At 64.9% G+C, this 17749-nt stretch carries 20 protein-coding genes and 1 pseudogene; 13 read left to right on the forward strand and 8 right to left on the reverse strand.

Features of this window, described 5'->3' with window-relative positions; all coding sequences use genetic code 11:
- The first annotated feature begins 14 nt into the window (after nucleotides 1-14).
- Genes ACIP9X_RS08720 through ACIP9X_RS08730 form a run of 3 tightly spaced genes read left to right on the forward strand, consistent with a single transcriptional unit; the run spans nucleotide 15 to nucleotide 2978 of the window.
- Nucleotides 15-584, forward strand: coding sequence for a signal peptidase I (locus tag ACIP9X_RS08720; protein WP_400479501.1), 570 nt, complete (start codon nucleotides 15-17; stop codon nucleotides 582-584).
- Complete coding sequence (locus ACIP9X_RS08725; protein ID WP_400479318.1) at nucleotides 562-1245, forward strand: hypothetical protein; 684 nt, start codon at nucleotides 562-564, stop codon at nucleotides 1243-1245. The genes ACIP9X_RS08720 and ACIP9X_RS08725 overlap by 23 nt, the downstream gene beginning before the upstream one ends.
- Entirely contained in the window at nucleotides 1242-2978 is a 1737-nt protein-coding gene (locus tag ACIP9X_RS08730) for a choice-of-anchor G family protein (protein ID WP_400479319.1), read from the forward strand. The genes ACIP9X_RS08725 and ACIP9X_RS08730 overlap by 4 nt, the downstream gene beginning before the upstream one ends.
- Nucleotides 2979-2999: 21 nt before the next feature.
- Here the strand turns inward: ACIP9X_RS08730 and ACIP9X_RS08735 are convergent, their stop codons facing one another.
- The 4 genes from ACIP9X_RS08735 to ACIP9X_RS08750 all read right to left on the reverse strand — a co-directional run bounded on the left by ACIP9X_RS08735 (nucleotide 3000) and on the right by ACIP9X_RS08750 (nucleotide 6607).
- Nucleotides 3000-3884, reverse strand: a complete 885-nt coding sequence (locus ACIP9X_RS08735; RefSeq protein WP_400479320.1) for a universal stress protein — start codon at nucleotides 3882-3884, stop codon at nucleotides 3000-3002.
- Between the two features lie 117 nt (nucleotides 3885-4001).
- Nucleotides 4002-5249 carry an ABC transporter permease gene (locus tag ACIP9X_RS08740; RefSeq protein WP_400479321.1) on the reverse strand — a complete coding sequence of 416 codons (1248 nt, stop codon included), beginning with the start codon at nucleotides 5247-5249 and terminating at the stop codon, nucleotides 4002-4004.
- 4 nt (nucleotides 5250-5253) lie between these two features.
- Nucleotides 5254-6183: an ABC transporter ATP-binding protein gene (locus ACIP9X_RS08745; protein ID WP_400479322.1), complete on the reverse strand. Its 930-nt coding sequence runs from the start codon at nucleotides 6181-6183 to the stop codon at nucleotides 5254-5256.
- Between the two features lie 61 nt (nucleotides 6184-6244).
- Complete coding sequence (locus tag ACIP9X_RS08750; RefSeq protein WP_400479323.1) at nucleotides 6245-6607, reverse strand: hypothetical protein; 363 nt, start codon at nucleotides 6605-6607, stop codon at nucleotides 6245-6247.
- 85 nt (nucleotides 6608-6692) lie between these two features.
- Here ACIP9X_RS08750 and ACIP9X_RS08755 point away from each other — a divergent pair, with 85 nt between their 5' ends.
- A complete protein-coding gene (locus ACIP9X_RS08755) occupies nucleotides 6693-6944 on the forward strand; it encodes a hypothetical protein (RefSeq protein WP_400479324.1) in 252 nt (83 codons plus the stop codon).
- A 283-nt stretch (nucleotides 6945-7227) separates the two neighbouring features.
- On the opposite strand, the gene ACIP9X_RS08760 is transcribed toward ACIP9X_RS08755, so the two are convergent.
- Both ACIP9X_RS08760 and ACIP9X_RS08765 read right to left on the reverse strand, forming a co-directional pair.
- Entirely contained in the window at nucleotides 7228-7881 is a 654-nt protein-coding gene (locus tag ACIP9X_RS08760) for a TasA family protein (RefSeq protein WP_400479325.1), read from the reverse strand.
- Nucleotides 7882-7912: 31 nt separating this feature from the next.
- Nucleotides 7913-8512 (reverse strand): signal peptidase I, encoded by a 600-nt coding sequence (locus ACIP9X_RS08765; RefSeq protein ID WP_400479326.1) that lies wholly within the window; start codon nucleotides 8510-8512, stop codon nucleotides 7913-7915.
- A 232-nt stretch (nucleotides 8513-8744) separates the two neighbouring features.
- On the opposite strand from ACIP9X_RS08765, the gene ACIP9X_RS08770 reads away from it, so the two are divergent.
- Together ACIP9X_RS08770 and ACIP9X_RS08775 are read left to right on the forward strand one after the other, a co-directional pair.
- Nucleotides 8745-9197 (forward strand): DUF1801 domain-containing protein, encoded by a 453-nt coding sequence (locus ACIP9X_RS08770; RefSeq protein WP_400479327.1) that lies wholly within the window; start codon nucleotides 8745-8747, stop codon nucleotides 9195-9197.
- 2 nt (nucleotides 9198-9199) lie between these two features.
- Entirely contained in the window at nucleotides 9200-9871 is a 672-nt protein-coding gene (locus ACIP9X_RS08775) for a DNA alkylation repair protein (protein ID WP_400479328.1), read from the forward strand.
- A 34-nt stretch (nucleotides 9872-9905) separates the two neighbouring features.
- Here ACIP9X_RS08775 and ACIP9X_RS08780 read toward each other — a convergent pair whose 3' ends face one another.
- Nucleotides 9906-11096, reverse strand: a complete 1191-nt coding sequence (locus tag ACIP9X_RS08780) for a winged helix DNA-binding domain-containing protein (protein WP_400479329.1) — start codon at nucleotides 11094-11096, stop codon at nucleotides 9906-9908.
- A 115-nt stretch (nucleotides 11097-11211) separates the two neighbouring features.
- Here ACIP9X_RS08780 and ACIP9X_RS08785 point away from each other — a divergent pair, with 115 nt between their 5' ends.
- The 6 genes from ACIP9X_RS08785 to ACIP9X_RS08810 all read left to right on the forward strand — a co-directional run bounded on the left by ACIP9X_RS08785 (nucleotide 11212) and on the right by ACIP9X_RS08810 (nucleotide 16043).
- Nucleotides 11212-11433 (forward strand): helix-turn-helix domain-containing protein, encoded by a 222-nt coding sequence (locus ACIP9X_RS08785; protein ID WP_400479330.1) that lies wholly within the window; start codon nucleotides 11212-11214, stop codon nucleotides 11431-11433.
- Nucleotides 11433-11993: a Clp protease N-terminal domain-containing protein gene (locus tag ACIP9X_RS08790; RefSeq protein ID WP_400479331.1), complete on the forward strand. Its 561-nt coding sequence runs from the start codon at nucleotides 11433-11435 to the stop codon at nucleotides 11991-11993. The genes ACIP9X_RS08785 and ACIP9X_RS08790 overlap by 1 nt, the downstream gene beginning before the upstream one ends.
- A gap of 152 nt (nucleotides 11994-12145) precedes the next feature.
- Nucleotides 12146-14356, forward strand: a complete 2211-nt coding sequence (locus ACIP9X_RS08795) for a S8 family serine peptidase (RefSeq protein ID WP_400479332.1) — start codon at nucleotides 12146-12148, stop codon at nucleotides 14354-14356.
- A 190-nt stretch (nucleotides 14357-14546) separates the two neighbouring features.
- Nucleotides 14547-15293, forward strand: coding sequence for an ANTAR domain-containing protein (locus tag ACIP9X_RS08800; protein WP_400479333.1), 747 nt, complete (start codon nucleotides 14547-14549; stop codon nucleotides 15291-15293).
- A gap of 40 nt (nucleotides 15294-15333) precedes the next feature.
- Nucleotides 15334-15609, forward strand: a complete 276-nt coding sequence (locus tag ACIP9X_RS08805) for a hypothetical protein (RefSeq protein ID WP_400479334.1) — start codon at nucleotides 15334-15336, stop codon at nucleotides 15607-15609.
- A 197-nt stretch (nucleotides 15610-15806) separates the two neighbouring features.
- Nucleotides 15807-16043: a hypothetical protein gene (locus ACIP9X_RS08810; RefSeq protein WP_400479335.1), complete on the forward strand. Its 237-nt coding sequence runs from the start codon at nucleotides 15807-15809 to the stop codon at nucleotides 16041-16043.
- A gap of 104 nt (nucleotides 16044-16147) precedes the next feature.
- Here the strand turns inward: ACIP9X_RS08810 and ACIP9X_RS08815 are convergent.
- Nucleotides 16148-16451, reverse strand: a pseudogene (locus ACIP9X_RS08815) (helix-turn-helix domain-containing protein); the annotation flags it as partial.
- A gap of 304 nt (nucleotides 16452-16755) precedes the next feature.
- Between ACIP9X_RS08815 and ACIP9X_RS08820 the strand changes: the two are divergent.
- Nucleotides 16756-17749 (forward strand): hypothetical protein (locus ACIP9X_RS08820; RefSeq protein WP_400479336.1); only part of this gene is annotated, 994 nt, incomplete at its 3' end.

Raw genomic sequence — 17749 nt, forward strand, 5'->3', positions numbered from 1 at the left:
ATCTCTTGAGAGGAATGCTGACACGGGCCGGATCCCTTGGTCTGACCCTGGTGGCTGTCCTCGGCGCCGCCTGCATCGCCGCTATTCTCGCCTCCGTGCTGTTCAAGGTGAGCTTCGTGGTGTTCCGCACCGGGTCCATGACACCCGCGTATCCGGTGGGTGCGCTGGCAGCGGTCCACGAGGTTCCGGCGTCGTCCCTCAAGCCGGGCGACGTTGCCACCGTCCAACGGACGGCTGAGTCCGTTCCGGTCACCCACCGCGTCGTCACCGTCACGCCCGACCCCGCGTCCACTGACGGTGCCGTCCTGATCCTGAAAGGTGACGCCAACACGTCGGAGGACCCCGTGGAATACCGCGTCCAGTCGGTACGCACGATGCTCTTCGCCGTTCCCGAGCTGGGTTCGTGGGTCATGGGTGCGCGGTCACCCTGGGTCATCGGCGGCAGTACCGCCCTGCTGGCCGGCCTGGTGGGCTGGGTCTTTTGGCCGCGGCAGGAGCCTGAAACGTCCGACGCCGGTTCTCCCGATGCCGCTTCAGCGGAACACACCGGGGAGGTGCCCGATGGGACGGCCGCACCGCGGTAGCGCCGCGCTCGCAGGCACCGCATTGTTCATGTTGCTCACAGGAGCCGGTCCCGCCGCTGCGGCCGACGACGTCATACCCGTGCCGGAAACAGGAGGAGAGGGAATGCTGCGGCTGACGTCATCGGTCTACCCGCTGGATCTTCCTCCGCTGTCCGGCGGCCAGTCATTCAGCTGGCAGGTGGGAGTGGTGCTCGACGGGCCCACGAGTGCCTCTGCCACCGTCCAGCTGCAGGCCTCCGGCTCCCTCGCGTCAGGGCCCGGCGCCTATCGGATCACCGCGCGCTCCTGTCCTGTGCAGTGGCAGGGGACCAGCGGCACGAACGCCCGCATGATCTGCCCAACCGGAGAACGGCGGATCCTCTCCGCCGACAGCTTCTCCGCAGCCGGCACCTTCAGCTACCCCCTCGGCAGTTTCACAACGGCGGACGCGCCCTGGGTGCTGTTTACGCTGGAACGCCCTTCGACTGCTCTTGAGTCCAATCCAGGAACCCTGAAGTTCGGTATTGGCGTGGTGGCCGGCGGAGACGAGACGTCCGCGACCCCGCTCACCGGCCCGCTCGCCACCACCGGGGCACAGATCCTTGGCTATATCGGCGCCGGCATCCTGCTGGTAGCCGCCGGTACCGGCGCACTGCTGGCCTGCCGTCGGAGGTTCTCATGACCCCCTCGACCGGGAAACGGCGCGCTCGCAGGCTGACAGTCGTGGCGCCGCTCGCGGCCCTGACCGTCGCATCCACGGCCCTGCTGGCCTCCACCTCGGGGACCCTTGCCGCGTGGACGGACGACGAGTACGTCAGCACGGGCGCGGGCGTCATGGTGGCCGGCGACTGCAGCACAACCACGCTGTTCAAGACCGAGTCGACGGCACGCCAGGTGTCCGGGTCCTTGGGCGGCCAGGACCTGGACACGCTGGCAGATGTCGAGGGCATTCAGGTAGGAAACACGAGCGGGACGGTGACCGTGGCGCCTTCGACAGCCACCCGGATCGATTCCGTCACGTACACAACGGCCCTTGAAGCCGGAGCCCTCGGTTCGCCACTGCTTTCGGCGAAGGTGGGGCTGAACCAGGCAGCCGGAAACGCCGGGGCTTACACCCAGTGGGCGCGCGCAAGGGCAAGCGGCCAGGCCGCCGGGGCTGCGGGCTTGGTGAGCGACCAGTCAGGGGCCATTCACGCCACCGGAACCGCCGACGGATCCACCAGCACCCCGACGACGGCCAGCATCAACCTCGCGTCCTTCATTCCCACATCGCAAGCTGCCATGACGCTCGACGTCGGCGCTGTCGCCAGTTCGTCCGAGATGGATGCGTGCGTCCTGAACAACGGCTGGCCGTCGCTAAATCCGGCCCCTCTGGTGGCGCGCGACTACGGCATCGCCGCGCTCGGGTTGAACCTTTCCGCCCCGGCGATCGGGCCTATGACGACCAGCGTGTCGAGGACGTTGAATGCCATCCCAGAGAACCTGACCGCCCTCGCCTCACCCACTGGCTCCCTCACAACCTCCATCAATCTAGGGGTAGCCGGCCTCATTCCAGCTGGCGCTCTGAGCCTTGGCGGTGTGAGCACCGAAATCACCTTTGGCGCTCCTGACCTGACGGCGGCCCGGCAGTTGCTCGGGAGGACCATCACTGACGGAGTGGTCACCATCGACCTGGCCACCGCCCGGATTCACTTTGACCTGGCCAGGCTCACCTACGGTCCGGCGGGGCTCAATGATCGCCCGGCCAACACGCAGGTGCTCCTGAACGCTGCTGCCGTGCAGGACCTGACGAAACGGATCTCCGCACTGCTCCAAAAATGGGCCGATGACATGACGGCCGAGATCGACAAAGCCGTGGCTGCCACTTCCCTCACTATCGAATCAAGGGTCCTGCTGCGGACCAGCGTCCGTTTAGGACTTGTCGACATCGATGTTGACGCGGCTGAAGTGACCCTGGGCTACGACACAACGGCTGGAGCATTGCTGTCCGAGTCCCCGCCCGCACCGACACCCTCCACTAAAGTTCTAGGAACTCCTGACCTGGGACTTCTCAACTCCGTCACCGACGCATTGGTCGGAGGGACAGGCGGCGTGGTGGCCGGTGCCCTCGACACCGCGCTGACTGTGACCGGCGGGCTTCTCCCGACAGCCGAAGCCGCGGTCCGCTCCGCCGTCGTTCCCGTCACGAAGGAGGCCGAAACGGCGTTGGCGCCACTGGCGGACACCCTGACCCTCACCGTGAACGTGCAGCCGGACCAGCCCGGTGCCCCTGCCGGTAATGCCGCCGCAGGAAGTGCAGCTGAAGGGGAGTACAAGGTCTCTGCGCTGAGGGTCGGCGCGGTTGGCAGCACTGCCGAGCTTTACCTCGCTACGGCGTCGGCCGGCCCGGTCGTGTTCCGGCCCGCCGCGGGCTGAACCCTCCTGCATGGTTCCCGCTCACGGCGCACCGTGCGGGACGTCGGGCTGCCCGCTGGGACGGCGCCGGGAAATAAGTACCGGACCCTTGGCATGGTGGAGGACCGCGTGCGCAGTGGAACCGAAGGTTCCCTTGATGAGTCCCTGGCCTTTGGTCCCGACGACGGTGATGCGGGCGTTCTGTGCAGACTTGAGGATGGCTTTGGGGATGGAGGTATCGGTGAGCAGCTGCCCCTCGACATTGCTTTCCGGCGCCAGTTCGCGGGCCTTGCTGACCGCCGAATCCAGCAGTGCCTGTGACGACGGATGGGCAGCGGCGGGGTCGCGAAGCATCCTGAAGCCGGCCGGCGCATGCTGGACGTGAACGATGATGAGGTCCGCTTTGCCCACCCTGGCCAGGGTGCATGCGTCTTCCAGCGCCGTGCGGGACCCGGAAGTGTCGATCGCGACGACGACAGGCCCCTCGCGGTGAACATCTGAGCGGATCACTGCAACGGGACAGGCTGCGGTGGCTGCCATTTCCAGGCTGACAGAGCCCACGACGAGCCCCATGAACCCGCCGATTCCCCGGCTTCCGACCACCAGCATTTCCTGTCCGGCGGAAAGCTTGGGAAGGTACACGGCGGGCCATCCGTAGACGAGGGTGGACCGGACGTCCGCCTTCGGCGCTGCGGCCTTCGCGTGTTCCACACCCTCGTCGAGGGTGGCCTGGCCGGCGTGCTCCAGGCCGCTGTCGGCCACGCCCGGCACCGGACCGAGGTTCTTGGTCAGCAGCGGCCACAGCGAGCAATGCACCACCTGAAGGGGACAGCCGCGCAGGGACGCCTGCTCCGCCGCCCAGCGGATGGCCTGTTCCGCCTCTTCCGAACCGTCATAACCGACAACTATGGATTTGGCTTCCTGCATCGTCTTCCTCCTCGTATGAGTGTCTGACGGTTAGCTGTTTTCGCCTGCGGATGCGTGGACAGTGCCCATCCTGCCACCACGAGAAGGAATTGTGGCGTGCTCCGCGGCCGGCCAATGCTACTTGGCGGCCAGTTCCTTCCGGCGGAAGGTCCCTGCGATCGAGAGCTTGCGGCCGTATTCGATGGAGCCGTAGCGGAACAGGTGCACGGCCAGCCGCAGAATGAGGACCCCGACGATGAACAGCTCGGCGATCACGATGGCGGATTCGACCGGGCCAAGGGTTCCGAAGCCGTTGCGGAGCATGGCCGTGACCGGGGCGGTGAGCGGGAAGTAGGTGAAGACCTGCACGATCAGGGCCGTGGGGTCGCTCACGATGAGGCTGACCGCGTAGAAGGGCACGAACATCATGGCCATCAGGGGTCCGAAGATCGTGCCGGCTTCCTTCGCGCTGGGCATGATCGCGCCGATGGCGACAAGCACCCCGGTGAACAGGGTGAATCCGCCCAGCAGCAGCAGCGCCCCCGTGATCATCGGGAGGGGCTCGAACGCCAGGGAGGACAGGTCGACGTCGGGCAGGGCGAGGGAGTCGCGGAAGAAGAGGTAGCCGAGGGCGACCGGGGTGAGGAACACGGCCATCTGGAGTATCCCGACCGTGAAGAGGGAAATGATTTTGCCGGTGATCAGGGTGGTCGGGTTCAGGGTTGTCAGAATCATCTCCGTGACCCTGTTTTCCTTCTCCTCCAGGGTGCTGCTGAGCATCTGGTTGGAGAGCAGGATCATGCTGATGTAGAAGATGACCAGGAACAGCAGCGGCGGTATCACCGCCCCGATCCCGCCGGAGACGCGGCCGTCCCGGTACGTCTCGGCCTCGAACGTCACGTCCCCGCTGAGGGCGGCCGTGAGCTGGGGTGATTCGACCGCGGCCTGGGCTGCGGTGACGAGCAGGTGCTTGGCGACCGCCTCGTATTTGCCGTTCTCGAACATGCCCTTGTCCGCGCCGTAGACCTTGACCGGTTCGGTGGCGGCGTTGGCCGGGTAGGCGAAGTACGCCTCGCTGCGGCCGTCCTTCACGTCCTGGAGTGCGGCGGCAGGGTCGGTGGACAGGGTGCCGCCGGCGGCTTTGGCCAGCGGTTCCGGGATGAGGCCGGAGGCGTCGGTGTAGGTGAACGCCAGGGCCGAGTTCTTCTGGGCGTCGGCGGTTGCTTCAGTGGCCGAGTTGCTGGCGCTGACGAGGGCGAAGATGACCACGAGGACCACCGGGATGGCCAGGGTGGCCACGACGAACCCGCGCTTCTTGATGGTCCGCATGAACTCGAAGCCGATGACGGTGCCCAGGTTGTGCTGTTTGAATACTGTGCGTGCCATCGTCCTAGACCTCCGCCATTTCGTGCTGTTCGCCGTACACCTGGATGAAGATTTCCTCGAGGGAGGCCCGCGCGGTGGTGAAGCTGCGCACAGCGACGCCGGCTCCGACCAGCTCCCGCAGAACTGCGGTTTCGTCCGCCCCTGCGGCGGGGGCCAGCTCGGCGTGGCCGTCTGCGTCGCGGACGACGTCGTACAGGGTTGAGGCGGGCAGGATGCCCTCGTAGCCCAGCCGGTACACGGTGCCCCCGAACTGGTCCTGGACTTCGGCGACGGTGCCGTACGCCCGGGAGGTGCCGTCCTTGAGCAGGATGACCCGGTCGCAGAGCCGTTCCACTTCCTCCATCTGGTGGGTGACCATGATGACCGTGGCGCCGGCGAGCTTCTGCTCCTCGATGATGTCCATCAGCAGCCGCCGGTTGACCGGATCGAACCCCTTCGTGGGCTCATCCAGGATGAGCAGCTCGGGGTCGTTCATGATGGTCACGCCCAGCTGGACCTTCTGCTGCTGGCCGCCGGAGAGCTTGTCCAGCCGGACAGCGGCCTTCTCGGCGAGGCCGACCCGCTCCAGGTAGGTCTGGGACCAGGTACGTGCGTGCGATTTGCTCAGGCCCTTGAGCCGGCCGAAGTAGACCATCACGTCCATGACGGCTTCCTTCTTGTACAGGCCCCGCTCTTCCGGCAGGTAGCCCAGCCGCGCGCCGTCCCGCGGTTCAAAAACCTTCCCGCCGATGTGGAGCGTCCCGGCGGTGGGCTGGTAGATGCCCAGCAGCGCCCGCAGTGTGGTGGTTTTCCCTGATCCGTTGCTGCCCAGGAACCCGAAGGTTTCACCGGCCCTGACATCAAAGGAGAGGTCCCTGACGACCGTCGTATCCCCGAAGTCCATGCGAAAGTTTTGGATGTGCACAAGCGGCTCTACCGCGTCCCCCAACGTCATGGACTCAGCCTAACTGAACCGATTCGACCGTCTCACTTCCGTCGCTTTGTTGCTATTGGCCCTACTGCCTCAGGAACTCTTCCAGCGCCAGGCGCAGCGCATGCGCCTCCTTCGCGACGTGCTGGGCAGCGGTGACCGCGGAGGAGGGGGCGCCGTCGGACAGGCACTTTTCCAAAGCGCGGCAGCTCTGTTCCATTGCAAGGCCGCCGACCATGAAGGAGCGGACTTTCAGGCTCAGGACGGTGTCCATCGCTGCGGCGGTATTGCCCCGGCGCACGGTCGAGAGGAGGCGCTCGATGCAGGCAGGCAGCATGTCCAGGAACGCGGACGCGTAGTTGATCGCGACGGCGTCGCTTTCCAGGTCTTCAGCGAGACGAAGCAGCCGGAAAACAGAGAAGACGGCTGCGTCGCCTTCTGTTGCCATGGTCTCGTTCCTTCCTTTGCGCTTTCACTCGGGTTGGGGCTTTCGTTACCGTGACGGCAAACCCCGCCCTTGTCAGCTTCCAGTAATGGTCGCTGCGCGGACTTGCGTCCTCGTGACGTTCACGCTGATCGTCACAGTGGAGGAGCTTAGCTGGACGCCAATTATTCGGGCCCGAAGCCGGATCTTGGATCCTGTGGCCGGAAGTGCCGCAGTGAAGGCGCTGGAGCCGTTGCTCGGAACAGTCGTAGGTATCACCGAGCAGCTGTCATTTGACTCGTTCCAGGTGGTGCTGCACATTTGGATTTCGACACTGTTTCCGCTTGTGGTTGCCTTGTAGATCTGACCGGCCAGGGCCAGAGTTCCGGTGTTGACTACAGTGAAATACTGGGATGGCGGCAGCGGACCGGAGAACGTCAGTTTCAGTGAACCGGTGCCGTAGGGCGCCGTCGTCCTGGTCGTTGCTAGGGCCCCCCAGTTGCCGCTCGCGGCGGGCATTCTCGTAGATACTGCCTGCGCGCTGTTGGCCGCGTCGGCTGCCGCAAGTGACGTGCACAGCAGCAGAGCAGTGACCGCCGCAGCGGCCCCCGCTCTGCTGCTGCTAGAGTGCACGTCCACTGCGACTAGCTTCCGGTGGTGGCGGCGGTGCGCTGGGTCTCGCTGAAGGTCCAGGTCAGGGCGGAGGAGAGGCCCTGGATGCTGTTGGTTGGGGCGTCGCCGTTGATGGTGGTTTCGTCCTGGTCGGGAAGGTTCAAGGAGACCTGCAAGTTCAACGTAGACCCTGCCGCGACTGAACCTGGGATCAGGGTTGCCGGGGTGGTGAGGAGAGTCTTGAGCGGTGTTTTTGGCGCCAGCTGCTGCGTTGTTCCCGAGCAAGTGCCAGCACCGCTCGTGGTCCAGGTTCCTCCGACGCACTGGATAATCGTGACGTGAAGCCCCTTGACGTCGTCGTTAGTCAGCTTTGTCGCCGGTGCAGCCTTCACACCGAGGGCCAGGTTCTGGCCCGCCAGGTCGGTGCCCTGCTGGAGGGTGACGTACCTGTTGACGACATCCCCTGGGGCGAGGTTGGAGACTGCCTGCGCGAAGCTGGCTTCGTTCGTCATCGTGAGGCTGAGGACGCCGCTGGTGGCGTTCTGCGCGGTGGTGTTCGAGGCGGTGGCATTCAGTGCGGCGTAAACGCCGCCGCCGGTGATGGCGAGGCCGGCGGCGCCGACGGCGAAGGCTGCGATCAGGCGGGGGTTGGGGCGGGAAGCGGAACGTGTAGCGAGACCGGACATTTGGGGGTTCCTTACTTGCGATGGTTGGGGTTTAGACGGATGGAGCCGGGCTGGGCTGCCCGGAAACTTTGGAGGGTGTGCGGAGAATCCACACCACGCTGGTGACCGTGAGGGATAGGCCGAACAAGGCGGTGAAGAGTGCCCGCTGGACCGGGTTTTGCGCCCAGAGGACCGCGTTCCCCACGTGCGGGACAGTGGCCACGACCACGGGCACCTCTGCCTGGTCGAGCCGTGCCCGCCACTTGTCGGCAGCGGGGTTGGCGTCACCCTTGGTGAGGAGCGCCGGGTGTTCCGGGGTGCCGGCGACGGCGGTGATGCGGTGGGCGTACGGGGCGGTTTCACCTGGGGGAGTGAAGACTGCCACCTGGCCCGGCTGCAGGTCAGCTGCCGCTTTCGGCGCGGTGATCAGCAGGTCACCGGGAGCAAATGCGGGGCGCATGCTGCCCGTGAGGACGGGGGAGTAGCCGATGTGCAGCAGCGGAGCTGCCACGCAGGTTGCCAGGAAGACAAGGGCGACGGCGGTACCCGTGACCATGCCCAGGATGCGCCGGGCAGTGGCAAAGATTGCTCCTGCTGCCACTGAGCCTGAGGCTGCTGTGCCCGAGGCTGCTGTGCTGGCTGAGGTGCCCATGCCGACCATCCCGTTGCTTGAGACTGTTGTTCTGACAGGTACAAGAGTGACGCCTGAGGCTCAGGAAAGAGTCTGCTAAGCATCAAACCTGAATCAGCACTTGCTCAAGATCGGGTCAAGGCAAATCATCCCCCTGCTTTCCGGGCAAAAGAGCTTGTAACCCCCTGTATGGGGTGGGTTTGTTCACGGTCGCCAAGGTTTTGTTGACTGCCTGGCACGGCATACTACTTTCATGGCCAACCAAGTACTCCGCCCCACAGACATCGATCCGCGGGAATTCATCGCGGCTGTCGACCACCCCGTCCGAAGAGCCGATGCAGAAGTCCTGCTGGATCTTTTGGAGGACGTCACAGGCCAGCAGGCCGCCATGTGGGGACCCTCGATCGTGGGCTTCGGGCACTACCACTACCGTTACGCCTCCGGCCACGAAGGCGACTCGTGCGCGATCGGTTTTTCTCCACGGAAGGCCAACCTGGTTTTTTACGGGCTGACCTATGGGGAGGCAGCAGAGCCGCTCCTGGCCAAACTCGGAAAACACCGGCGCGGCGCGGGGTGCGTCTATGTCAACAAGCTCGCCGACATCGACCTGGCGGTCTTGCGGCAAATCGCCCGCGAAGGCTACGAGTTCACAACGACGGTCATGCATCGTCCGGCTCCGGGTTCCGAACCCAGCGAAGGGAGGTAGGGATGTCCGGGACGGTGATGGACGCCGTGATGGCCGAGCTGTCCGCTCTCGAGGAGCCCAAGATGCGCGAGGCGAACGAAAAGCGCGGCGACGACCACGGCGTGAACCTGTCCAGATTGCGTGCGGTAGCGAAGCGGTTAAAGACCCAGCAGGAGCTGGCCCGCGAATTGTGGGCGACAGACGACACCGCGGCCCGGCTGCTGGCGCTGTTGATTTGCCGGCCGAAAGCTTTCGAACGCGAGGAGCTGGACGCCATGCTGCGCCAGGCGCGCGCACCCAAGGTGCAGGACTGGATGGTGAACTATGTGGTCAAGAAGAGCCCGCACGCCGAAGAGTTGCGCGTGGCCTGGACTGCAGATCCGGACCTGGTGGTCGCCAGTGCCGGCTGGGCGCTGACCACGGAACGGGTCGCGAAGAAGCCCGAGGGGCTCGACCTTTCCGGTTTACTGGACACGATCGAATCCGAGATGAGTGACGCCCCGGACCGCCTTCAATGGGCGATGAACCATACGTTGGCGCAGATCGGGATCGAGCACGCGGAGCATCGGTCCCGCGCCATCGACATCGGCGAACGCCTGGAGGTGCTCAAGGACTATCCCACTCCAGCGAACTGCACGTCTCCCTTCGCGCCGGTCTGGATAAACGAGATGGTGAGCCGGCGGCGCGGGGCGTAAGGGAATAGCTCCTCCCTGCTCGTGGCGAGGGGTGTCAGCAGGTGCCGAACTCGACGTTCACCGACGACGCACCTCGCAACAGCGCAACCTGCTCGGCCTCGTTCTGTAGCGCTTCCTTGTCCCGCTCCCGCAGCGAGCCGAACGGCTTGACGGTTATCGTCAGCTTCCGGCCGCTCTTGCGTGGAAGCCAAATGCCGGCGATGTTGCCGCCCGCCAGGACCGCGCCCCGTTCGCCGACCGTCTTCCACACTTCCCGGTGGTACTTCTTGTCGACGATCGTTTCGCGGTCGCGACCCTGGGTATACGGGTCATGCGGTGGGAGCAGGCGCACCCCCCTGGGCATCGGTGCAGACCGCAGTACGTCGAGGTCCTCGGTGAGGATCCACGATTTGCCGCCGAAATCGACCTGTGTCAGCTCGTCCTCGACCGGGTTCCACCAGGACGCGGTGTCACCGGCATGGATCCCGGCCCACGCGGCGAAGTTCCCGCGCGTCGACGGTCCGTAGCTGCGCAGGTAGCGGCGAAGCAGTTCGGCGCGCGCGACCTCCGGGTCGACGTCCGGGATCGAATGGCCAAGCCACTCACCGACCAGGACGAACGGCGATTTATTTTCGGCGCGCGGCGCGAAGCAGACGACCCGCTGCAATGAGAGGATGCGGATGCAGAAATGTACGACACCCTCGCCGAGCGGCTGGCCAGGAGCGTAGGGTCCTTCTTCTTCCCAGATGGTGCGCTGTCTCTTCGGCAGCTTGGGGGCAATCCGCGAGGCGATCACTGCGCCCAGCTCGCTGATGGCGAGCTGGTGCCCGGACAGCACGGCACCGATCCCGGCGCCGGCCAGCTCGACCGTCTCGGCCAGGCTCATGCCGAGTCTGTCCACCGACTGTTCCACGCCGGGAATGAAATGGCGCATCGCCTCCTCGGTTGGCGGGAGCACGCCGGTGGTGAATACCGGTGCGTCCGCTGTGGGGAAGTAGTAGGGCGAGCCACGCATGCACCATGCCTGTAGCAGGCTCTTCTCCTCGGCGACCGCGTCTCCCACCTGTTCCTGCGAGACGTTTCGCACCCTGGCGTGCAGGGCGAGCAGCGCCGACCCGGGCGGGCTGTTCTGAATTCCGCATTGGCCAGCCGCGTCGAGCAGCCCGTTCTCGCCCAACCGTTCGCTGAGGTGGTGGGCTTGGAGGCGAAACGCGATGACGTCACCCTTCGAAACCTGGGCAGGCACACGCGCACGTTATCACGTCCCTTGATCCAGCCCGTTGGGAAAGCACTCGCGTAGGCTTTGAACAATTTGTCAACCTTTATTGACACCCGGCTTGCCGTCAATGAAAATTGACGGCATGAGTGAGGCAACGAAGCTGGCAGCTGAAGCCGGCAATCCCGAACCTCGAATTGGCCTGCGGGCAGTGCTGGCGCTCCGCCGGTTGCTCGAGCGGCTGGAAGCGATGCAGGTGGCGAGCGCCCGCGAGCAGGGCTGGTCCTGGCAGGAAATCGCCGACGTGCTGGAGGTCAGCAAACAAGCAGTCCACCACAAGTACAACAAGAAAGGCAGGGGCAGCTGATGTTCGAGAGATTCAGCAAGGAAGCCCATTCCACCATCGCGGCCGCCGTCGCCGAAGCCGAGCGGTTCCATTCGGACCACGTCGGCGTCGAGCATCTGCTCCTCGGCCTGTTGATGCACTCGAGCCCGGAGCTGGCGGGCGTGCTTGAGCGGGCCGGCGTCACGAGGGAGCTTCTGGCGCGAAGTCTTGAGAAAACGACCGGGGCCCAGCCGTTCGGGGCCGATGATGCGGAAGCACTGCGTTCCATTGGCATCGATCTCGACGCCGTGAGCCGCAGCCTCGAGGCCGTGTTCGGTGCGGACGCCCTCAAGAGAACCGACGTGCCCAAGCGTCGCGGCCTCACGTACTTTGGGCACACCCCTTTCAGTCCGGCGGCGAAAAAAGTGCTCGAACTCTCCCTCCGCGAGGCGATCGCCCACAAAGACAAGACGATCGATGCCGCCCATCTGCTGCTGGGCACCCTGCGATCACCAGACACCGCGGCTGGCCTCCTCGGCGGAGACATGGGCGCCAGCAGGTTACGGGGTCAGGTCGAAGACTTGCTTCGCCCCAGCGCCTAGGGCTCCGGGGACTGCCCCAGGGGCCTCGAAGTCTTAAGAGGCGGGTGTCACACCCGGCGGATACACTTTTTCTCGGACGCGGCGGGGGGTCGCGCCCTAGAAATCGCGTCCTCGCCCACATGGCGGGACGTCAGCCGCACAGGATGGTCTCAATGCCTCACCCGCGCCAAACTTCGTTCTACTCATCCCTGACACTGGCAGGCGTCGCCGCTCTGGTGGCAACGGTGCTGATTGCGCCGCCTGCGTCAGCCACCCAGGAAACGCCCGCACCGTTTCCGGTACCCAAGCCGTCCCTGGCGGCACAGCGCCCCGCCCGCACAGCGGTCCCGACGGACCAGTTCATCGTCAAGTTCAAGAACCCCGCCGCTCCGGCAGAACGGGTCAAGGCCTTCGGGCCCGCGGCCGCCAAGCTGGGCACGCAGGTCAAGGACGTTCGCGCCACCGTGGGCGGTGCCCGCATCCTGCGCACGAGCAAAAAGCTCGGCGCCGCGGACGCTGATAAACTCCTGGCCGCTTTGCGGGCCGACCCCGCCGTGGCCCACGCCGAGTTAGACACGATCATGCAGGCCAAGACTGCCCTGCCGAATGATCCCGGTGCGCCGTACCAGTGGAACCTGTTCCAGGAACCGGCCGGCTTGCGTGTGAACGGCGCCTGGGACGTGACCCGCGGTGCCGGCGAAGTGGTGGCCGTGGTGGACACCGGCATCACCGTCCACTATGACCTGGATGCGAATGTTCTGCCTGGTTACGACATGATTTCCGATCCTGTGGAAGCCCGCGACGGTGATGACGTGCGCGATGACGACCCGACAGACGAAGGCGACTGGGCTGCCGCAGGTCAGTGCGGAGTAGGGTCGCCGCCGTGGGATTCATCATGGCATGGTACCCATGTCGCGGGGATCATCGCTGCTGCTGACGATGGGGCGGGCATTGCCGGCGTAGCGCCCGAAGCCAAAATCCTCCCGGTGCGGGCACTCGGTCCGTGCGGTGGCTACACCTCGGACATCATTGATGCCATAACCTGGGCGTCAGGAGCTGCGGTCCCAGGAGTGCCGCGAAATGAAAACCCTGCCCGAGTGATCAACCTGAGCCTCGGCGGCGCCGAACAATGCTCTGAAATCTTTCAGGAAACACTCGATGCGGCCAACAGCCGCGGAGCGGCTGTGGTGGTGGCCGCCGGCAATGAAAGCCAGCCTGCAGCAAACTCCAGCCCGGCCAACTGTCAGGGCGTCATCAGCGTCGCCGCCAGCGGCCGCACCGGGGCCTTGGCGCCCTACTCCAACTACGGTGAGGCTGTTGACGTCACGGCGCCCGGCGGGGATATGACTGCAAGCGCCGAGGCCGGCATCCTGTCCACGGCAAATGGCGGACAAAACGGCGGTCTAGCAGAGGAACAGATCCACTACTTCGCCCAAGGCACGTCCTCCGCCGCTCCGCATGTTGCCGGGGTCGCGGCGCTGCTCATGGCCAAGCTCGGACCCAATGCAGCCCCCGCAGCATTGGAAGCACGGCTCAAAGCCACCGCACGGCCGCTGCCCGGCGGATGCCTGCTCGGCTGCGGTGCAGGCCTGGTGGACGCGGCGGTTGCCGTGCAGCCCGACCGCGTCCGGATGACCATGATCATCGCCCCGGGAGACATGAACTCCGACAGGAGGGCCGATATGTTGGCCCGTGACAGCAGCGGGGCGCTGTGGCTTTATCCCGGAAACGGACGCGGGGGATGGCTGACCCGGACGCAGGTGGGCTCGGGCTGGAACGTCATGACCGCCGTCGTGGGTTCCGGGGACATGAACGGCGACGGCAAGGCGGATGTGCTGGCCCGGGACAGCTTCGGAAAGCTGTGGCTGTACCCGGGGAACGGACGCGGCGGGTGGTTGTCTCGGATCCAGGCGGGCAACGGCTGGAACGGCATGACGGAAATGGTCGGAGCCGGCGATATGAACGGCGACGGCAAATCGGACCTGCTGGGCAGTGACGCCGGCGGAACACTGTGGCTGTACCCGGGGAACGGACGTGGCGGCTGGCTGACCCGGATCCAGGCAGGGAACGGCTGGAACGCGATGACCGCCGTGGCCGGGCCCGGTGACATGAACGGCGACCGCAAGCCGGACCTGCTGGCCCGCGACACCGCCGGGACGCTGTGGCTGTACCCGGGGAACGGGCGCGGCGCCTGGCTGAGCCGGAGCCAAGCGGGGAACGGCTGGAACTACATGCGGACAATTGTCGGGCGCGGCGACTTCAACGGGGACCTGCGGAATGACGTCCTGGCGGCAGACACCGTCAGCGGTGGCCTGTGGCTGTACCGCGGCAACGGGGCGGGCGGATGGCTTGGCAGAGTACAGGCAGGATCCGGCTGGAACTAAGCTGGCCGCCGTCGGGCTGCTAGGGCAGCCCGACGGCGGGCCGCTGGCGCAAAAAACAAGCCGACGCCGGACCGCGGCGGATGTAGGCTGAAGGGGCCGTTCCATACAGGGCGGACCCACTCCCTGGCCGCACGACCTGGCCGCGCGACGGCAAGGGCGGATGACGGAGCGATCAGGATCGAGGCCGGTCATGGCCCACGAAATAACCCCCGGCGCCGGGAGCAGAACCAAGGAAGACCTTCAGGATCTCGTCCTGAACAGCTCCGATGTTGAAGACTTCCTCCACGAACTGGCAGTAGTCGCGGCCTCCGAATTGTCCTCGCCTGGGCAGGAGGTATTCTGCGGAGTAACCCTGCTCCGGCAGAAGAAGGCTGCAACAATCGCCAGCAGTGATGACCATGCCCGGGCCATGGACGAAGTCCAATACGCGTTCGACGATGGCCCCTGCCTCACCGCCATCCGTGAGTCGGTGACCGTCCATGCTCCCGACCTGCGGCATGACGACCGCTGGCCCGAGTACGCCGCGGCTGCTCTGAAAGGTGGAATCGGTGCGATGCTTGCCGTGCCCTTTCTGGGGGAAGGTGACGCCAAGGCAGGGCTGAACCTGTACTCCACCCACGCCCACGGGTTCTCCGGCGACTCCATTGGCCGTGCCGAGAAGTTCGCTATACAGGCCAACACATCGCTGCGCCTGGCGCTTCGGATCGCCCAGCTCACGGACGCACGGAATGATCTCACGATAGCGATGAAGTCCCGCACCACCATCGACCTTGCCGCGGGGGTGATCATGGCCCAGAACCGGTGCAGCCAGGCGACGGCCATGGCAATTCTGAAGAACGCCTCCAGTGCCCGCAACGTCAAACTGCGCGACGTTGCCGCCACCGTCATCGCGTCTGTCTCTTCAGACACCGCGGTGACCACCCATTTCGATGCCTAACTAGAAGTTCAATCAACAATCATGTGGCGGGGTGTCTGTGATGAAGGAAGCTGATCAGCAGATCCTGACAGCGTCCATAATCCGAGAGCTCGGGATGAATCTGGCCCAGCTCTGGATCTATTACCTGGGTCTCGGCGGTAACGCCGACGAAAGCGAAGTCAGCGCGTATGCAGCTGAAGAAGGAAGTCTGCCGCCGGAGGAACGCGACCTGCTGGCACTGGCCCTGAACGAAATCGTGATGGAGTCGCCCTGGTTGCCCCGCGCCCCCTACAGCCAGACACCCCTAGCGATGGAGCCGGGCCACGGGGACGGCTGACGCGCCTTCCCCGCCCGGTTGACTGCTCGGTCTGCCCGCCACCGTCGACGGCTCACCGCTGCCCGACCCAGTCCGAGTCCGACCCGCCGTCGGCCAACTCGCAGCGGCGATAAGTGGCGGAGTTTCGGCAGAGGTAGGGTTGGGCTGGCGGGGCAGTTTCCGCACCGTCCAACATCTGGAAGACGCGGAGTGTGAGCGTGAACGAGTACGAGGCCTCATTGGTCATCAAGTCCGGAGCGGAGCTGCTGTTATCCGCTTCATCCGACCCCCGCTCGGATGAAGGCTATGCGGCGGTCAAAGCCAACATGTCGGAAGCACTGGAACTCATAGCGGAAGCGCTGGCGAACTTTGAAGCTGGTGTGGGTGGTCCCAGCCACTCAACCGGCTGGGTCCAGGACCTTCGCCGCGTGGCGGACGACTTAGGGGAAAAGTAGGGCAGATGAACAGGGCGAGTGCAGGCAGGTATTGACAACGGCTTGTCAGGAGTCGCGTGCTTTGGTAGGCGGTTTTTCCAAGATTGGCCTGCACCAAAAGCACGTCACGGTGCTGCAGCTGCAATGGTCTTGGTTGCTGGGATCCAGCGGTACAGCGTAGGCACAGAGACGCCGAGACTGGCTGCTACGTCTCTTGGCGGAGTGTCCTGACTAAGCAGTTTCTTGGCTGAGCGGATTTTGACGTCCGTCATAATTCGTTTGCGGCCTCCGATCCTGCCTTGTTCTCTGGCTGACTGATGAGCGCGCGTCCCATTTGGGCGAGCAAGGCCATGACATCGAAGAAGAAACGCCCAGACGCTGTGGGGTATCGATTGAGTCGGGCAGGCTGACAAAGCCAATTCCTGATCGTTGGGGCAGCCGGCGAAGGATCACCTCGACCCGCCCGGGGCCCAGGATCCACGTCGGCCCGGTGGCCACAGAAGGCCCGGGGGACAAGCCGCTAAGCGCGCCGCAGAGGGTATAAGCGCTGGTCAGGCGGGGGTTGTGGGAGAAATGTTCTGCTATATTCAACTTGTCTTTCAGACGGTCGTGGCGACTATCTCTTTGGGGGAGCAGTGTGTCGTCAACGGCGTTATCCGATCCTGCCTGCTGCCCCGACCTCCGTGGGCCGCTGTGTTGAGCGTTGCCCACCTCTAACGAAAAGAGATGGTGCATGAGAGCCCGATCGTCCCGAGCCAGAACAGTTCTTGCGGTCACATCCGCCCTAGCCCTACTCTCGATGTCGCCGCCGACGGTAGCGGTCGCTGCGGAGCCAGCATTGACCGTCAGGCCGCTTGAGTGGAACGTGGTGGGTCTCGATTCAAACAGACCGGCCGAGGGCCCGAGCCGCTTCTTGAAGGGTGCAGACGTCTGCAATACGGGTGACGCCGTGGCAACGGACGTGGCCGCCACGTGGACATGGGATTCCGAGAGCCCGGCCATTTCGCTCGACGGGCCGGCGTCGCGCTCCCTGCCAGATCTGGCTCCCGGCGAATGCGCCTCCGCGTGGTTTGGAGTCGCGGTCGAGCCGGTGCCTGCGTCGTTCGACAAAGCCAGGGAGTTCCACATCACCGCGACGGCTGCGGGTGCCGGGGCCGCGAGCACGCCGACACCTCGAGAGATCTATGTGGAGCGGTTTGTAAGCCAGAACCGAAACAGCATCACCTCGTCTGGCGGGCCGAGTCAGGTCACCGTCGGTCAGACGTATTCGTTCTCCTTCCGCGGTCGCACGGCGACGACATATGAGCAACTTGCTGCCCAGCCCTACTTTGACCCTGACATCTTCGAGATTCGGTCCGTGCGAACGGTGGTGGAGAGTGGCCAGTCGGTACCTCAGTTCTACGCCGACGCCTGCGGCTGGGACAGCGATCCTACCTCCGTCAACTACCTAAGTTGCTCCGGCAGCGGCAAGGCCGGCGGCATCGTCGACGTCACGATCGATGTTGCTGTAGTAGGCACCGGGACGGCGAGGGTTTCGCCAATAATCTACGACTTCTCGGGTTCGTCTTTCCACTACAACTCAGATTTTCAAAATTCCATTTACGCCATGGAGGTGGTTGCGACCGAACCCGCTCCAGTGCCGCCTGTTGCTGCCGATGACTCGGTGACGACAACCGAGGGCACCGCCACAATTATTGATGTCCTGGGCAATGACACCGGTGCCGATC

It is taken from the genome of Arthrobacter sp. NPDC093125 (genome assembly GCF_044754225.1).
Lineage (GTDB): Bacteria > Actinomycetota > Actinomycetes > Actinomycetales > Micrococcaceae > Arthrobacter.

Bases quoted from the DNA above. Each gene is read 5' to 3' on its own strand.
- ACIP9X_RS08790 (WP_400479331.1), top strand. From the start codon at position 11,433: ATGTTCGAGAGATTCAGCAAGGAAGCCCATTCCACCATCGCGGCCGCC.
- ACIP9X_RS08745 (WP_400479322.1), bottom strand. From the start codon at position 6,183: ATGACGTTGGGGGACGCGGTAGAGCCGCTTGTGCACATCCAAAACTTT.
- ACIP9X_RS08770 (WP_400479327.1), top strand. From the start codon at position 8,745: ATGGCCAACCAAGTACTCCGCCCCACAGACATCGATCCGCGGGAATTC.
- ACIP9X_RS08725 (WP_400479318.1), top strand. From the start codon at position 562: ATGGGACGGCCGCACCGCGGTAGCGCCGCGCTCGCAGGCACCGCATTG.
- ACIP9X_RS08760 (WP_400479325.1), bottom strand. From the start codon at position 7,881: ATGTCCGGTCTCGCTACACGTTCCGCTTCCCGCCCCAACCCCCGCCTG.
- ACIP9X_RS08750 (WP_400479323.1), bottom strand. From the start codon at position 6,607: ATGGCAACAGAAGGCGACGCAGCCGTCTTCTCTGTTTTCCGGCTGCTT.
- ACIP9X_RS08795 (WP_400479332.1), top strand. From the start codon at position 12,146: ATGCCTCACCCGCGCCAAACTTCGTTCTACTCATCCCTGACACTGGCA.
- ACIP9X_RS08765 (WP_400479326.1), bottom strand. From the start codon at position 8,512: ATGGGCACCTCAGCCAGCACAGCAGCCTCGGGCACAGCAGCCTCAGGC.
- ACIP9X_RS08720 (WP_400479501.1), top strand. From the start codon at position 15: ATGCTGACACGGGCCGGATCCCTTGGTCTGACCCTGGTGGCTGTCCTC.
- ACIP9X_RS08800 (WP_400479333.1), top strand. From the start codon at position 14,547: ATGGCCCACGAAATAACCCCCGGCGCCGGGAGCAGAACCAAGGAAGAC.
- ACIP9X_RS08805 (WP_400479334.1), top strand. From the start codon at position 15,334: ATGAAGGAAGCTGATCAGCAGATCCTGACAGCGTCCATAATCCGAGAG.
- ACIP9X_RS08740 (WP_400479321.1), bottom strand. From the start codon at position 5,249: ATGGCACGCACAGTATTCAAACAGCACAACCTGGGCACCGTCATCGGC.
- ACIP9X_RS08775 (WP_400479328.1), top strand. From the start codon at position 9,200: ATGTCCGGGACGGTGATGGACGCCGTGATGGCCGAGCTGTCCGCTCTC.
- ACIP9X_RS08755 (WP_400479324.1), top strand. From the start codon at position 6,693: ATGGTCGCTGCGCGGACTTGCGTCCTCGTGACGTTCACGCTGATCGTC.
- ACIP9X_RS08735 (WP_400479320.1), bottom strand. From the start codon at position 3,884: ATGCAGGAAGCCAAATCCATAGTTGTCGGTTATGACGGTTCGGAAGAG.
- ACIP9X_RS08730 (WP_400479319.1), top strand. From the start codon at position 1,242: ATGACCCCCTCGACCGGGAAACGGCGCGCTCGCAGGCTGACAGTCGTG.
- ACIP9X_RS08785 (WP_400479330.1), top strand. From the start codon at position 11,212: ATGAGTGAGGCAACGAAGCTGGCAGCTGAAGCCGGCAATCCCGAACCT.